Below are 14,571 nucleotides of genomic sequence, written 5' to 3'. Positions count from 1 at the left end.
GTGAGGCCCTGCGCTTAGCGCTGGCGGGCCTTGAAACGCGGGTTGGACTTGCAGATCACGAAGACCTTGCCGCGACGGCGGACGACCTTGCAGTCGCGATGGCGGGTCTTCGCCGACTTGAGGGACGACAGGACTTTCATGGTGGATTCCTAGGAACGGGTTGCAAAAGAAGCGGGATTATACAAGGCCGAAAGATCGCTTGCAATACAAGACCTTGGGAAATTCAACCGGGCGGGCCCGGCCCCTGGGGGCTAGCGCAGGTAGGCCTTGGTCAGGGTGTTGAGGTGCAGGCGTTCCTCGTCCCGCATGAACGGGGCGACCAGCATCATGACCTGGACGATGCCCAGCCGGATCGCTTCCTGCTCGTCCTTGTCGCCGCGGACGCTGGCGTAATTGAGCCAGAACGTGGCCAGCACGAGGATATTGGTCGCCGTGCCCTCGATTTCGGCGGCCGAGGCGCGCATGACGCCGGCCTGCACCAGGCCGCGCATCACACCGGTGGCATTCCCGGCCGCGCGTTTGAGGATGCGCGAGAAGCGCATGCGCAGATGCCGGTTGCGGCTGAGGATGTCGACGAGGTCCCGATACAGGAACCGGTATTCCCAGATGCACTCGAACACCAGGTGCAATTGCAGCCAGATGTCCTCGAGATTGGGCAGCCGGCCTTCCGGGGCGAGCAGGGCCGAATCCATACGCTCTTCATAGCGCTGGAACAGCTGCTCGATAATGTCGTCCTTGTTGCGGAAGTGGTAGTACAGATTGCCCGGGCTGATTTCCAGCTCGTCGGCGATGTGATTGGTGGTGACGTTCGGCTCGCCCTGCACATTGAACATGGCGAGCGAGGTGTCGAGGATGCGTTGGCGGGTCTGCCGGGCCATTGCCTCAGCCGACCAGCTTCTTGACCAGATCGACGTATTTCTTCATCGCCTGCTCGGAGTCGGTGCCGGCCATTTTTTCCCAGGCTTCGTACTTGGCGGTGCCGACGAAATCGAAGAAGCCCGGCTTCGGGCCTTTGACGTCGCCCTCGGACCCCTGCTTGTAGAGGCCATAGAGCCGGAGCATGGTGTCGTTATCGGGACGATCGGCCAGGCTCATGATGTCTTTGGCGGCTTTCTCGAACTGCTTCTTGAGGTCGGACATGGCACTCGGTCTCGGCGAACAGGGCAAGCGTTGGTGATATCACGGCCCCCGGAAGCGGTCAACGAGTGCGCCGGAATGTTTGTAACGGTAGCGTTCGTCTGGCAAGTTAGCGGCTCTTGGCTGGCGTGGCCGGTCATCGTCTCGGGGTGGGGGCAATCATGAGTTATTTCGTCACTGGCGCGACCGGTTTCGTCGGACGTTTCCTGGTCAGCAATCTGCTCAAGCGCAAGGGCACGATCCACGTGCTGGTGCGCAAGGGGTCCGAGAAAAAGCTTGATGCCATCGGCGAAAAAATGGGCTGGGACCGTAAACGCGTGATCGCGGTCACCGGTGACCTGTCCAAGCCCAAGCTCGGCCTGAGCGCGGCGCAGATCAAGGCGCTGGCCGGCAAGGTCCAGCACTTTTTCCACTTGGCCGCGATCTACGACCTGTCGGCGGATGCCGAATCGCAGAAAGTCGCGAACGTGGAAGGCACGCGCCACGCGATCGAACTCGCCGGCGCGGTCAAGGCCGGCTGCTTCCACCACACCAGCTCGATCGCCGCCGCCGGCCTGTACCCCGGCGTGTTCCGCGAGGACATGTTCGACGAGGCCGAGGGCCTGTCCGATCCGTATTTCCGCACCAAGCACGATTCCGAGGGACTGGTGCGCAAGGAATGCAAGGTTCCCTACCGCATCTACCGTCCCGGCGCGGTCGTGGGACATTCGCAAACCGGCGAGATCGACAAGATCGACGGTCCGTACTATCTGTTCACCCTCATCAAGAAGATGCGTCAGGCTCTGCCGCAGTGGATGCCGACCCTGGGTATCGAGGGCGGCCGCATCAATATCGTGCCCGTGGACTTCGTCGTCGACGCGATGGACCACATCGCCCACAAGAAGGGCCTGGACGGCAAATGCTTCCACCTGGTCGATCCGGACCCCAAGCGCATCGGCGAAGTGCTCAACACCTTCTGCCGGGCGGCGCATGCGCCGGAAATGACCATGCGCTTGGACGCCCGCATGCTCGCGGTCGTGCCCGGCGCGGTGCGCGGCGCGGTGCTGAACCTGCCGCCGGTCAAGCGCTTCACCAGCATGCTGCTCAAGGATCTGCGCCTGCCGCCGCAGACCCTGAAGCTGATCACGTATCCGACCCGTTTCGATAGCCGCGAAACCGAGCGCGCGCTCAAGGGCAGCAAGATCAGCGTGCCCGATCTCGAAGGCTATGCCTGGCGCCTGTGGGACTTCTGGGAGCGTCATCTGGACCCGGACCTGTTCATCGACCGCTCGCTGCGCGGCAAGGTCGAGAACAAGGTCGTGCTCATCACCGGCGGTTCGTCCGGTATCGGCCGCGCCTCGGCGATCAAGGTGGCCGAGGCCGGCGCCAAGGTCATCATCGTCGCGCGTGGCGAAGAGGAGCTGACCAAGACCCGCGACGAGATTCTCGCGCTCGGCGGAAAGTGCTGGGCCTACACCTGCGACCTGACCGACCTCGCGTCCTGCGACGAGCTGGTCAAGAAGGTGCTGCACGATCACAAGCACGTGGACGTGCTGGTCAACAACGCTGGTCGCTCGATCCGGCGTTCGGTTGAGGCCAGCTACGATCGCTTCCACGATTACGAGCGCACGATGCAGCTGAACTACTTCGGCTGCCTGCGCCTGATCATGGGCTTCCTGCCGCAGATGACCCATCGTCACAAGGGTCACATCATCAACATCAGCTCGATCGGCGTGCTGGCCAGTTCGCCGCGATTCTCGGCCTATGTCGCTTCGAAGGCGGCGCTGGATGCATTCAGCCGTTGCGCGCAGGCCGAGTTCAGCGGCAAGAACATCGCATTCACCACGGTCAACATGCCGCTGGTGAAGACGCCGATGATCGCGCCGACCAAGATGTACGACTCGGTGCCGACGCTGACGCCGGAAGAAGCCGCCGACCTGGTCGTCAAGGCGATCATCGAGCGGCCGAGCCGCGTGGCCACGCGGATGGGCATCTTCGCTGCGACCTTGAATGCGCTGGTGCCGAAGGCCTACGAGGTCATCATGAACACCGCGTTCGAGATGTTCCCGGATTCGGCCGCGGCGAAGGGCGATCGCAAGGCGCTCAAGAGCGAGCAGCCGAGCAGCGAACAGATCGCTTTCGCGGCCCTCATGCGCGGCGTGCACTGGTAGGCGCGGTCGTCCTTCGTATAAAGAGAAAACCCGCGCTTGGCGCGGGTTTTTTCTTTTGCGGACGTCGTGCGCGCGTTACTGGCAGGAGCGCCAGCGCACCGGGATGTTCGAGTTCATGGGCGGGTCGAGCTGGACGCGCGTATAGCGCAGTTCCTCGTACTGAGTGAGGATCCGGCAGATGTCCTGGGTGAGGTTCTTTTCGTCGCCGTCGGTGCGCTTGAGCATGACCAGCAGGGTCGACTGCGTGGACCAGGCCGCACTGCCAACCTGGGTGAAGGTGCTCACTTTGGTGGCGGCTTCTACCCGGCGCTGGGCGAGTTCGGTCTCCGACATCTTGGCCACCTCGGCCATCGCCGCGGCGGCGGCGTTGATCTGCTTGGCGGAGGCGTCCAAATCGATCTTCGCGGGCGCGGCCTGCGTGCTTGCCGCCGGCAGCGCGACGGGCGCATCGGCATCAAAATCAAAAGGATTGCCAAGCAGCAACGTCGCCACGCCGAGCAGGACGCTGCCGACCGCACCCGACCACAGACCCTTGCGGGTTCTTTCCGCGGCCTGGGCCCTGACGTTTTCCACGATCTGTGCGGGCACATAGTCCTGCACCTTCGGCCACAAGGCATTGCCGTCGATGACCTCGACGCCGTAACGGCGCGCGGTATCGCGCGCGGTGCCTTCAGCCGACCCGAGGGTCAGGAGGATGCCGCTGGTGGCACCGGCCAATTGCACGCCGTTGGCGAAATCGCGCACGTTCGCTTCGCCGAGGCGATAGGCCGTGCCGTGTTTGTAGCCGAGCAGGACCTGCTCGTTGTTGCGGGTCAACAGGAATTCGGTACCGCCGTCGCCGGGTTGGCGGGAGGCCGGGGCCTCCCGGAAGCCTTCGCGGCTCAGCGCTTCGAGGACCAGGCCGACGCATTCGCGCCATTTCATCGCCGCCAAGGCATCGATGCCGGCCTCGGTTTCCGCCTGCCGGCGCCGGTGCACGCCAAACCACCATCCCGCCGCAGCGAGTCCAAACAGGGTGACGAGAATGGCTGCCAATGCTGCCGACATGTAGATCTCCAACTCAACGTATCGCGGGGGGACCCGAAGGATAACCCGGTATCCCGGACAGGGCGAAAACGAAAAACGCCCGGCGAGGGCCGGGCGTCGAGCGGGTTAGAAAGGCCCGCCAGCCGAAGTCGTAAGGGGAGGGATCTAACGAACTTCTTTTGGGGCTGGCGGGCGCAACCGTGAATCGTTACGGGGCGACGGGCTTGGCGGCCTTCGGCAAGGTCTTGCGCGAGGGCTTGGCGGCCTTGGCGGTTTTGGTCGCCTTTTTGGCGGCCGGCTTGCGGCTCGCCTTGACGGCCTTCACGACCGGCTTCTTGGCGGCCGGCACCGACTTGCCCGACTTCTTGAGCTCGGTGGTGAGCGCGTCGACGCGACCGATCAGGTCGGCCAGCTCTTCGCGGCCCGGCACGCCGAGACGGTTCAGGGCGCGCTGCACGCGCTCCTCGAACACCTTCTCGAGGCGATCCCAGGTGTCGGAAGCGCGTTCGCGGACTACGCCGACGCGGCCTTCGACGACATCACGCACGGCGTCGACCTTGCCGGCGGTGAGCTTGCGGGTGGTCTGCTCGATGGTCATGCCTTCCTTCACCAGCGCTTCGAACATCTTCGAACCTTCGCCCTGCGCACGGTTGAACGCGCCGACGCCGGCCATCCAGATCTGCTGTGCCGACTCGACCAGCGAGCGCGACATCTGCTCGGCCTTGGCCTGCAGGTCGGCGGCGTTGTTCTTGCTGCTCGCCGCTTTCGCGCGGACGGTTTTCTTGAGCTTGGCCATGTGCAACTTCCCTCGAAAAATGGTTGGGCGGAGCCCTGTGTGGCGCCAATCTGAAGGCCCTGTCTAGAGCATTCACACCAAGGCGCGGGCGGCGGCAGCGTAATGCCGCCGTGTTTCGGATCAACGACGGCGCGTGTTGGTGCGGCGATGACGCGTGCGTCGTTTCGCGATCAAGGCATCGACATCGTCGAGCGCACGATGCAGACGCGCGGTCGTTTCGGTCGAGCGATGACTCTTGCCGAGGCCTTTTTCGACCGAGCGATCCGGATCGTCGAGAACCTCGTCGCGCAGGCGCAGGCCGTGGCGTTCGAGCATCGGGCCCAGCACGGCGCGCTGTTTGCGCAGGTCGGCCAGGGTGCTGCGGAAGGCATGTTCGCAGACGCGCTGACGCGACGAATAACTGAAGATGTTGGTGAAGAACATCTCGCCATCGTCCTCGTTGGGCTCCAGCACCATCTGGTCGACCGTCGGGTACTGCTGCGCGTATTTGGCCAGACCGACCTGCATGCGCGATTGCAGCAGCGTGCGGAAGGTCTGCGACAGCACGACGGGCAGGCCACCTTCGGCGAGTTTGTCCAGGCCCTCGGGATGGCTGTGCGCGCGGCTGGCATTGAACGGCACCAGCGGATTGATGCCCAGCATGAGATCGACGCCGTGGTCGAGTACGACTGAGGCATGCATGGTCCGGCGCAGCGCGCCGTCGACGAAATGATGGCCGCGGATGTCCACCGGCGGATACAGACCGGGCAGGGCGGCGCTGGCCTGGACGGCGCGCGAGATCGGCACGTCTTCCCAGCCCGGACCGCCGAAGCGCACGGCCTTGCCGTTGTCCAGGTCCACCGCGACGACGTAAAGCGGGCGCTCGAGTTCGCGGAAATCGTTGCTACGGCCGCGGCTGCTGAAGACGCTGCGCAGATAGCGTTCGATCTCGGCGTTGTTGAAGATGCCGGTGGGGATCAAGCCGCCGAGGCGACCGACGACATCGCTCAGGTGCGAGCCGGTGGGATCGGTGAGGATGTCGCGCCACCATTCGTAGGCCAGGCGCGGCAGGTTCGCGGCACGCTGCAGGTATTCGAGGAAGGCCGGCTGCAGGAAGATTTCCGGCCGGAAACGGACCTCGTGGCTGTCGCCCGTGATGAACAGGCGATACATGTCGCCGGTGCTCATGCGGTTGGCCAGGCCGGCGGCGAGAAACGCGCCGGAGCTGACACCGACATAGACCTCGAGCCGGGTAAGGTCGAGGCCTTCGATCGCCTGGTCCAGGGCGCGCAGGGCGCCGAGTTCGTACATTCCGCCGATCGGTCCGCCACCGGCGATGGCCAGACCGATGCGGCCCTGGCTCTTGGGTGGCTTCCGGGCAGATTGAAGAAGAAGCATGCTATTGGACCCTTGGGAAGCGCCGGGATTGTAGCCCGAGCCGATGACCCGGCAAGGGGACGCCGGTCTCGCGGCACGAAACCCCGGGCCGGCGTCCCGCCGCCAGTCCCCCTGCCTTGATGCGACCGGAGCCCGAATGAACCAGCGCCTCAGAGATCGACTGGCTCGGCGCCTGGCCTGGCAACGGGCCGTCCATGATCCGGCGCGGGACCCGCGCAACCGGCTGCCGACCCTGCCTTTGCTGCGGCAGTGGCAGGCGCGTCGGCTCGAGACGAGTTTCCGGGATTTCCTGGCGACGCCGAACATGCGGCCGGCGGCGGAGTTCTTTCTCACCGATCTGTATGGCGACAAGGACTTCAGTGCCCGTGACCGGGACGCCGCGCGGATCCTGCCGCTGATGTCGCGGATCCTGCCCGAGACCTTGCTGCGGGCAGCCGCCGATGCAATCGAGCTGGCCGTGCTCAGCCACGCGTTCGACTTGCGGCTGGCCGAGTCCCTGGCGGCGCGCAAGGACCCGATGGCCGCGATTTCATTAGCCGACTATGTGCGCGCCTACCGTCACGCCGGTTGTCCCCGGCTGCGGCGCCATCAGATCGAGCTGGTGCTCGGCGTCGGACGGACGCTGGACGCGGCCGTGCACAAGCACGGCATTTTCAAGCTGCTCAAGGCGTCCCGGCTGCCGGCCCATCTGGCCGGCCTGCACGAGTTGCAGGCGTTTCTGGAACGCGGATTCACTGCCTTCGAAGCGCTGGGCGGCGCCGACCTCTTTCTCGAACGCATCGGCGCGCAGGAAATGGAGGTGTCCCGGCGACTGTTCGCCGGGCATGCCGATCCGTTTGCTCAGCCGAATTCTTCGTCGAGGTAGCGGTGGATTTCGCGTTCCACCGAATCCTTGAGCATCATCAGCAGGAAGCCCAATTCGGCCGTGACGTGCACGGACTTGGCGCTGACCTTGATGTGGCCGTCGACGCCGGGACGGGAAAAGTTGAGCGTATTGCCGTCCCATTCGCAGGCGACGGAAAACTTCTTGGCGATGTGGGCGGCGACACGATCGATGGACTGCTTCGCTTCCGCGAGCGGCCTGTCGTGGCTGCGCTTGATATCGATACTGGGCATGGTCGGCCTCCTTGTCGGCCTTGCGGATCGCTTGCGGCCTATTCTGCGGCCATTTTTCGTCTGCACCAACATCGCCGCGCAGACCCTGTGCTAGATTCGCCCGTCGGAGGGAAGAGATGCAGTTGACGTTTCCGAATGGCGAACACCCCGGTGTCGCCTTCGACCACGGCGAGATGAGCATAGGCAGCCGCACGGGCTTGGGGATTTCGATCTCCGGGCGCGGGCTGGCGTCTCACCATGCCAGCATCATTGCCGATCGTCGCGGGCTGTGGCTGCGTGTTCCCCCGGGAACGCCCGGCGTGCATCTCAATGCCCGGCCGGTTCGTCGCGTTGCCCTGTTGCGCATCGGCGACCAGATCCTGCTCGAGCAGGTGCAGCTGGTCATTGGCGACGGCCATCCCGAAAGCATCGACCGCAGCATTCCACCGGCCGCGCCGCCGGCCCTGGCCGAAGCGCAGCGCGTCAGCGCGGTTCGCGTGGCCCTGCGTGCCGTATCCGGCAGCCAGTTCGGCCGCTGCTTCACCCTGACCGAGCCACGCGTGGTCGGCCGCTCGGCCAATTGCGATATCCCCATTGACGATCCGGCCTTGGCCGAGCGTCACGCCCAGTTCGAACTGCATGGCGACCGCGTTGTCCTGCGGGCTCTGAGCCCGGGCGAGGGCTGCGTCGTCAACGGCGTGCCGGTCCGCGATGCGGTGCTGGCTCCCGGCGACCAGATCGCCATGGACCAGCATCGTTTCGTTCTTGAAGCCCCGGGGTTGCCGACCCGCGGCCAGTCCGTCGCTGTACGCGGCGGGCCGATGACCCATACCCAGACGATCCAGGCCGTGAAGGTCCCGATTGCCGCCGACCGTCCGTCCTCGATACCGCCGACCGGTCCGGAAGCGGAGCCACCGCCGGGCACCCAGGTCGATCCCGGCGCCTTGTGGTGGCTCATCGCAGCGGCGGCCGTGCTCGCCGCCGCGCTTACTGCGCTGCTGGTGTACTCGCCGCGGATTGGCGCCTGACGGCCGGCCGACGCCAGGCCCAGAGCAGGCGTAGGCCCAGCAACACCGCCAGGATTGCCGCATACATCAGCGGCTCGCGCAGGTCGGCTTTGACCAGCCAGAAAAAATGCAGGACCGCGAGCACGCCCGCCACATAGACGGCCCGATGCAGCTGTCCCCAGCGTCGTCCAAGTCGTCGCATCCAACCTTGGGTCGAGGTGATCGCCAGGGGCAGCAACAGCAGCCAAGCAGTGAAGCCGACCGTGATGAATGGGCGTTTGACGAGGTCGGTGAGGATCTGCGACCAGAAGCCGTTGAGATCGAGCACGACGTACACCGCCAGATGCAGGCTTGCGTAGAAAAAAGCGTACAGCCCGAGCAGTCGCCGGAAGCGGATCGGCCAGGATTGCCCCGACAGGCGCCGTAGCGGCGTCATCGCAAGACAGGCGAGCAGCCCCCGCAGCGCCCAGTCGCCGCTGCGATGCGTGAGTTCGGCGACCGGGTCGGCGCCCAGTCCGTCGTTCGCCGCCGCCCAGATCATCAGCGCCAACGGCGTCAGGGCCAGCACGTGCGCGACGACTTTGGCGACGATCCAGCGCGCTTGAAATCGCATCAGAACCATTGTCTCAGATTCATGCCCGCATAAAGCGAGGCGACCTGCGCGGCATAGCCGTTGAACGGCCGTGTGGGTATGCGCTCGGCGAACAGTTTGCTGGCCGTGCCTGCAATGCGCCGTTCCGATTTCTGGCTCCAGCGCGGATGCGCAACATCCGGATTCACATTGGAATAGAAGCCGTATTCGTCGGGCGCCGACGCGTTCCAGCTTGTCGTCGGCATGGTCTCGGTAAATTCGATGGCGACGATCGACTTGATGCTTTTGAAGCCGTACTTCCAGGGCACGACCAGGCGCAGCGGTGCGCCGTTCTGGTTGGGCAAGGCCTTGCCGTACAAGCCGGTCGCAAGAAAGGCGAGGGGATGCATCGCTTCGTCGATGCGCAAGCCTTCCTTGTACGGCCAGTCGAGCACGCCATCGGCAAGCGCAGGCATCTGTTCGATGTCGGCCAGCGTGGTGAATGCGACAAACTTTGCCCGGGACGTGGGCTTGAAGTGTTGCAGCACCGCTGCGAGCGGCAGGCCCAGCCAGGGGATGACCATCGACCAGCCTTCGACGCAACGCAGCCGGTAGATGCGCTCGGAGGCGGGCGCAAGCTTGAGCACATCCTCCAGCGTGAAGCGCCCTGTGACCTCGGCGTGACCGGCCACCGTCACCGACCAGGGCTGCGTTCGCAGACTGCCGGCCTGGCGGGAAGGATCGCCCTTGCCGAGTCCGAATTCGTAGAAGTTGTTGTAGCTCGTCACATCCTGCAATCGGGTGAGCTCTTCGCCGGAGCGAAAGCCGTCGGGACTGTCGGCGACGACCTGCGTCGGCACGCCGTCCTTTTCTTCACCTCGACTGCAGGCCGCCAAGGCCAACATGGGTGCCGACAAGGCGACGCCGATCAACTTGCGGCGGCTCAGGTAGACCGATTCCGGCGTGACCTGCGATTCGGGGATGTCCGCGGGGGGACGAATCAGCATGCGCTTCTCCTGGGGCTAGGCGATATCGGGGGCGACGGCTATTCTCGGAACTCAGAGGCACTCACAGGGGAAAGGGATGCGCCTGCTGGAGGCATTCGCGTCGTCGGAGAGCATCGTCGCCCTGCTCAGTGCAGACGATGGTCGTTTCCGCGACGTCAATCCGGCGTTCGAGCGTATCACCGGCTATCGTCGCGACGAGGTGATCGGGCGCATTCCGGCCGAAGTCGGGCTGTGGCGCGACCCCACCTTTCGCGCCCAGCTCTGGGAAAGCCTGCGGGTGGAGCGTCGCATCGTCGACGCCGTCGCCGCGGTCAATTGTCTGGATGGTCGCGAACTGCCCGGCCGACTGCATGTGGAGATCATCCAGTCGCAGGGCGAGCCGATGCTGTTCTGCCTCTTGCAGATCGTTCCGGACGACCATCGCGAGAAAGCAGCGGACCGCATCGAAGGTCTGTATCGCGGCCTGTATCTGAATGCGTCTGAGGGCATTTTTCGCTGTCTGGCGAACGGCGGTTTCGTCGACGCCAACCCGGCGATGGCGCGCATCCTCGGTTACGACTCGCCGGCCGAATTGCTTCTGGCGCTCGCCACCGATGCCAGCCAGTTCTACGTGGATCGCGACCAGGTCGAGGCCACGCGTGCGCGCCTGAAGGAAACCGGCCGGATCGAGCAGACGCGCGTGCGCGTGCGACGGCGCGACGGTACGATTCTCTGGGTCAGCGAGAACCTGCGCCTGATCGCCGATGTCGACGGCAAGTCGATCTTCTACGAAGGTTCGCTCGAGGACATCACGGCTCAGGTCGCCGCGGAAGAAGCCCTGCAGCAGACGAAACTGCTGTACCAGGTGCTGCTCGACAACAGCCGCGACGGCGTCTTCCTCATCCAGCGCGGCAAGGTGCGGTACGCCAACGAGGCGATGGCCGATCTGCTGGGCTACACGCCCGACGAACTCATCGGCAAGGACTACATGACCCTGGTCGACCAGCCCGATCTGCCCGCGCAGCGATCGCGCCGGCAGGAACGCGAAAGCGGTTCGCGCGTGCGGCAGCTGTACGAAGTGCATATGCGGCGCAAGGACGGTCAGGTGATCCTGTGCGAGGTGCGCGCCGATGCCGTCGACTACCAGGGCGATATCGCTTCGACCGGTACCTTGCGCGACGTGACCGAGGAACGTCGCCAGCAGGATGTCATCGCAGCGGCCGAGGCGCGCTATCGCGAATTGTTCCAGGACTCGCCGGCCGGTCTGTTCCGTACCGGTCTGGACGGAACGATCATCGAAGTAAACCCGAGCATGGCGCGCATGATCGGCTTCGACAGTGTCGAACAGCTGCGCGCCGAGCTGCGCGACATGCTGCAGGTTTACGCCAACCCCGACGAACGCCAGGTCCTGCTCGAGCGCGCGATTCGCGATGGCTCGTTCAGTCAGTACGAGGTCGAAATCCGTACGCGCGACAACCAGCGCCGCTGGGTCAGCGCCAGCGTGCGCCTGGATCGCGACGAGGCTGGCAACCCGGTGTCGTTCACCGGCTCGGTGCTCGACATCCAGGCCCGGCATGAAATGCAGCAGGCGCTGCTGCGTTCGGAAAACAAGTACCGCACCCTGGTCGAACAGAGCCAGGTCGGCGTCTTCATCATGACCGGCTCGCGACTGGTGTACGCCAACCATGCCCTGGCCGACATGGTCGGGCGCAAGGAAGCGGAAATCGTCGGCATCGACTACCTGGAGCTGGTTGCCCCAGAAATGCTGCGCAGCCTGCATCAGGAGCGTGAGCGTTTTCTCAGCACCGGCACCATGCGCAGCGAGTATGAAAGCTGCCTGCTGCACAGCAACGGCCAGCGGGTCTATGTGCGCGTGAGCATTTCTCCGGTCGATCTGGATGGCGTGCGCCACACCACCGGCACGATTCTGGACATCACGCGCCAGCGCGAAGCCGAATCGCGCCTGCGCTTCCATGCCACGCACGATCCGTTGACCGGGCTGCCCAACCGCGCGCTGTTCAATCGCCGGCTCGCCGAGCGGCTGGCGCCGGACGAGCGTCGCGGCAAGAACGCCTACGCGGTCATCTTTCTCGATCTTGATGGCTTCAAATGGGTCAACGACAGCCTCGGCCACAGCGCTGGCGACCGCCTGTTGCTCGAAATCGCCCGTCGTCTGGAGAACCATCTGGTCCAGGATGTGCTCATTGCGCGCTACGGCGGCGACGAGTTCACGCTGTTGCCGGAAGGTCCCTGCGACTACGAGCGCGTGGTCGGCATCGCCAGGCAAGTGCTCGACCTGTTCGAACAGCCATTCGAGATCAGCGGGCAGCAGGTGTTCTCGGCGGCGAGCCTGGGCATCGTGCTGGGTCGCCCGGACTACGAATCGCCCGATCAGGTGCTGCGTGACGCCGACACCGCGATGTATCGCGCCAAGGCGGCCGGCAAGTCCGGATATGTCGTGTTTGACGAGGCGATGCACGTCCAGGCCCGGCAGCGCCTGCAACTGGAAACCGATTTCCGGCTGGCCTTCGAACGCGCCGAATTCCTGCTCCACTACCAGCCGATCGTCGAACTGAAAACCGGCAAGCTCGTCGGCGCCGAAGCCCTGGTGCGCTGGCAACACCCCAAGCGCGGCCTGCTCGGTCCGAACGACTTCCTGCCGGTGGCTGAAGAAACCGGCCTGATCATCGATCTGGACAGCTGGGTCCTGCGCGAGGCCTGTCGCCAGCTGACCCATTGGCGCAAGGCCTACCCGGCGCTGGATGGCCTGGTCGTCAACGTCAACGTGGACGAACGGCAGATGGCCTCCAAGGAAATGGTCGAGGATGTGTTCCATCTCCTGCAGACCCACCAGTTGCCGCCCAGCCGCCTGCGCCTGGAGGTGACCGAAACGGTATTCCGATCCGGACGCAAGCACGCCGAGGCGCAGCTCGATTCGCTGCGGGCGCTGGGCGTCGGCCTGGCCGTCGACGATTTCGGCACCGGCTATTCGTCGTTGGAATCCTTCGCTGCCTCGGCCTTCGATGCGCTGAAGGTCGACCAGATTTTCGTGCGCGATCTCGAAACCAATCCGCGTCACCGCGCGATCGTGCGCACCATCATCGGTTTCGCGAAGGATCTGGGCCTGCTGCTGACCGCCGAAGGCATCGAAACCGAGGGGCAACGGCAGATGTTGCTCGAGCTTGGTTGCGAGTACGGGCAGGGTTATCTGTTCGCGCAGGCGCTGCCGCCGGACGAATTCGAGCAGCGGCTCTAGGCGCGTTCGCACAGACTCGGGGCAGGGGTTCCGGCGTCGCCGAAGCCCATGCTAGCCTGCCACTCCCCGAGAGGAATTCCGATGTCGCGTGCCTACAATTTCAGCGCCGGCCCCGCCGCGCTGCCCGAAGCCGTCCTGCGGCAAGTCCAGGCGGAACTGCTCGAATGGCAGGGCGAACGCGCCTCGGTCATGGAAGTCAGTCACCGCGGTCAGGCCTTCATCGATTGCGCCGCCGAAACCGAACGCGACCTGCGCGAGCTGATGGGCATCAGCGACGACTATTCCGTGCTGTTCCTGCAGGGCGGTGCAACCACGCTGGCCGCCTTGCTGCCGATGAATCTTGCCGGCCCGGAACAGACCGGTGACTACCTGCTCACCGGCCACTGGGGCGAAAAGGCCCTGGAAAACGCCAAACCCCTGCTTAAGACCCGGGTCGTAGCCAGCGACAAGGACGGCGGCTACAAGCGCATCCCGGCGCGCAGCACCTGGCAGTTGTCCGAGGACGCGGCGTTTTTTCATTACACCCCGAACGAGACTATCCACGGCGTCGAGTTCCACGACATCCCGGACGTCGGCGCCACGCCGCTCGTCGCGGATTTCTCCTCGAGCATCCTGTCGCGCCGTGTCGACGTCTCGCGTTTCGGCGTGATCTACGCCGGCGCGCAGAAGAACCTCGGCCCGTCCGGCCTGACCATCGCCATCGTGCGCAAGGACCTGCTCGGCAAACATGGCCGCAACCTGCCGCCGATCTTCGAGCTGCAGAACCAGTCCAAGAACGATTCGATGTTCAACACCCCGGCGACGTTCTCCTGGTACGTGGTGGGCCTGGTCCTGAAGTGGCTCAAAGCGCAGGGCGGCGCCGCCGCGATGGAAACGCAGAACCGTCGCAAGTCGGAATTGCTGTATTCGGCGATCGACGGCTCGGGCGGCTACTACCGCAATGATGTCGAACCGTCGGCGCGCTCGTGGATGAACGTGCCGTTCTTCCTGCCCAATGCCGAGCTGGACAAGCCCTTCCTGAAGGAAGCCGAGGCCGCCGGTCTGCTGGGCCTGAAGGGGCATCGTGCCCTCGGCGGCATGCGCGCCTCGATCTACAACGCGATGCCGGTTTCCGGGGTCGAGTCTCTGGTAGGTTTCATGGGCGATTTCGCCAAGCGACACGGATGAACA

The 14,571-nt window shown here is 64.7% G+C and carries 14 protein-coding genes; 5 read left to right on the top strand and 9 right to left on the bottom strand.

Features of this window, described 5'->3' with window-relative positions; all coding sequences use genetic code 11:
* Nucleotides 1-14: 14 nt before the first annotated feature.
* From ykgO to G467_RS0105000, 3 genes are all read right to left on the bottom strand, one after another.
* The gene (gene ykgO / locus G467_RS0105010) at nucleotides 15-140 is read right to left on the bottom strand and encodes a type B 50S ribosomal protein L36 (RefSeq protein ID WP_005913193.1); all 126 of its coding nucleotides are present in this window, start codon (nucleotides 138-140) and stop codon (nucleotides 15-17) included.
* A 111-nt stretch (nucleotides 141-251) separates the two neighbouring features.
* Nucleotides 252-878, bottom strand: coding sequence for a TetR/AcrR family transcriptional regulator (locus tag G467_RS0105005; protein WP_022968638.1), 627 nt, complete (start codon nucleotides 876-878; stop codon nucleotides 252-254).
* Between the two features lie 4 nt (nucleotides 879-882).
* Complete coding sequence (locus G467_RS0105000) at nucleotides 883-1,140, bottom strand: acyl-CoA-binding protein (RefSeq protein WP_022968637.1); 258 nt, start codon at nucleotides 1,138-1,140, stop codon at nucleotides 883-885.
* 158 nt (nucleotides 1,141-1,298) lie between these two features.
* Here G467_RS0105000 and G467_RS0104995 point away from each other — a divergent pair, with 158 nt between their 5' ends.
* Entirely contained in the window at nucleotides 1,299-3,287 is a 1,989-nt protein-coding gene (locus G467_RS0104995; protein ID WP_022968636.1) for an SDR family oxidoreductase, read from the top strand.
* Nucleotides 3,288-3,362: 75 nt separating this feature from the next.
* Here the strand turns inward: G467_RS0104995 and G467_RS0104990 are convergent, their stop codons facing one another.
* From G467_RS0104990 to G467_RS0104980, 3 genes are all read right to left on the bottom strand, one after another.
* Nucleotides 3,363-4,334, bottom strand: a complete 972-nt coding sequence (locus tag G467_RS0104990) for a restriction endonuclease (RefSeq protein ID WP_022968635.1) — start codon at nucleotides 4,332-4,334, stop codon at nucleotides 3,363-3,365.
* Nucleotides 4,335-4,521: 187 nt separating this feature from the next.
* Nucleotides 4,522-5,109: a phasin family protein gene (locus G467_RS17160; RefSeq protein ID WP_081644580.1), complete on the bottom strand. Its 588-nt coding sequence runs from the start codon at nucleotides 5,107-5,109 to the stop codon at nucleotides 4,522-4,524.
* 120 nt (nucleotides 5,110-5,229) lie between these two features.
* Nucleotides 5,230-6,486: a patatin-like phospholipase family protein gene (locus G467_RS0104980; protein ID WP_022968634.1), complete on the bottom strand. Its 1,257-nt coding sequence runs from the start codon at nucleotides 6,484-6,486 to the stop codon at nucleotides 5,230-5,232.
* Between the two features lie 136 nt (nucleotides 6,487-6,622).
* Here G467_RS0104980 and G467_RS0104975 point away from each other — a divergent pair, with 136 nt between their 5' ends.
* A complete protein-coding gene (locus tag G467_RS0104975; RefSeq protein WP_022968633.1) occupies nucleotides 6,623-7,351 on the top strand; it encodes a DUF8198 family protein in 729 nt (242 codons plus the stop codon).
* Here the strand turns inward: G467_RS0104975 and G467_RS0104970 are convergent.
* The gene (locus G467_RS0104970) at nucleotides 7,327-7,602 is read right to left on the bottom strand and encodes a polyhydroxyalkanoic acid system family protein (protein ID WP_022968632.1); all 276 of its coding nucleotides are present in this window, start codon (nucleotides 7,600-7,602) and stop codon (nucleotides 7,327-7,329) included. The genes G467_RS0104975 and G467_RS0104970 overlap by 25 nt on opposite strands.
* A 116-nt stretch (nucleotides 7,603-7,718) precedes the next feature.
* On the opposite strand from G467_RS0104970, the gene G467_RS15495 reads away from it, so the two are divergent.
* Nucleotides 7,719-8,609, top strand: coding sequence for an FHA domain-containing protein (locus tag G467_RS15495; RefSeq protein ID WP_022968631.1), 891 nt, complete (start codon nucleotides 7,719-7,721; stop codon nucleotides 8,607-8,609).
* Here G467_RS15495 and G467_RS0104955 read toward each other — a convergent pair.
* Both G467_RS0104955 and msrP read right to left on the bottom strand, forming a co-directional pair.
* Nucleotides 8,569-9,201: a protein-methionine-sulfoxide reductase heme-binding subunit MsrQ gene (locus tag G467_RS0104955; protein WP_022968630.1), complete on the bottom strand. Its 633-nt coding sequence runs from the start codon at nucleotides 9,199-9,201 to the stop codon at nucleotides 8,569-8,571. The two genes, G467_RS15495 and G467_RS0104955, sit on opposite strands and share 41 nt — an antisense overlap.
* Complete coding sequence (msrP, locus tag G467_RS0104950; protein WP_022968629.1) at nucleotides 9,201-10,166, bottom strand: protein-methionine-sulfoxide reductase catalytic subunit MsrP; 966 nt, start codon at nucleotides 10,164-10,166, stop codon at nucleotides 9,201-9,203. Before msrP ends, G467_RS0104955 begins: the two co-directional genes overlap by 1 nt.
* A 76-nt stretch (nucleotides 10,167-10,242) precedes the next feature.
* Here msrP and G467_RS0104945 point away from each other — a divergent pair, with 76 nt between their 5' ends.
* Nucleotides 10,243-13,401: a PAS domain S-box protein gene (locus tag G467_RS0104945; protein ID WP_022968628.1), complete on the top strand. Its 3,159-nt coding sequence runs from the start codon at nucleotides 10,243-10,245 to the stop codon at nucleotides 13,399-13,401.
* Nucleotides 13,402-13,482: 81 nt separating this feature from the next.
* On the top strand, nucleotides 13,483-14,568 hold the full coding sequence (gene serC / locus G467_RS0104940) for a 3-phosphoserine/phosphohydroxythreonine transaminase (protein WP_022968627.1): 1,086 nt from the start codon (nucleotides 13,483-13,485) through the stop codon (nucleotides 14,566-14,568).
* Nucleotides 14,569-14,571 lie beyond the last annotated feature (3 nt).

Origin of the sequence: Arenimonas oryziterrae DSM 21050 = YC6267 (assembly GCF_000420545.1) — a bacterium.
Classification (GTDB): domain Bacteria; phylum Pseudomonadota; class Gammaproteobacteria; order Xanthomonadales; family Xanthomonadaceae; genus Arenimonas; species Arenimonas oryziterrae.
The sequence above is the reverse complement of the archived record's forward strand: the minus strand, read 5'-3'. Positions and strand labels throughout refer to the sequence as shown.